At 70.3% G+C, this 566-nt stretch carries 1 protein-coding gene; it reads left to right on the top strand.

The annotated features are described in order from the left end of the window. Window positions 1–566: SGNH/GDSL hydrolase family protein (locus tag HHX33_RS34760; protein WP_220502513.1), on the top strand; the 566-nt coding region annotated here is incomplete at both ends.

Here is a 566-nt window from a genome sequence, read left to right as displayed (position 1 = left end):
GGGGCGGGCGCCGCGAGCGCGGAGTCCAACGGCGGGGTGCGGGTGATGCCGCTGGGCGACTCGATCACCGAGGGCACCCAGGTGCCGGGCGGCTACCGCATCGGGCTGTGGCAGCGCCTGGCCGCCGGCCGCTACACCGTGGACTTCGTCGGCTCGCAGTACAACGGGCCGGGCAACCTGGGCGACCACGACCACGAGGGCCACCCCGGCTGGCGGATCGACCAGATCGACGCCAACATCACCGGCTGGCTGCGCAGCTACACCCCCCGCACCGTGCTGCTGCACATCGGCACCAACGACGTGCTGCAGAACTACAACGTCTCCTCCGCCCCCCAGCGGCTGTCCACCCTGATCGACCACATCACCTCGGCCGCGCCCAACGCCGAGGTGTTCGTCGCCACGATCATCCCGCTGTCGAACTCCGGCCAGGAGTCGGCCGCCCGCACCTTCAACGCCGCCGTCCCCGGCATCGTGCAGTCGAAGGTCAACAGCGGCAAGCACGTCCACCTGGTCGACATGCACAGCAAGCTCACCACCGGCGACCTCATCGACGGCATCCACCCCAC

Source organism: Microbispora sp. H10670, assembly GCF_014161385.1.
Classification (GTDB): Bacteria; Actinomycetota; Actinomycetes; order Streptosporangiales; family Streptosporangiaceae; genus Microbispora; species Microbispora triticiradicis.
Note: the sequence above shows the minus strand (reverse complement) of the source record. Positions and strands in the feature narration are given on the sequence as shown.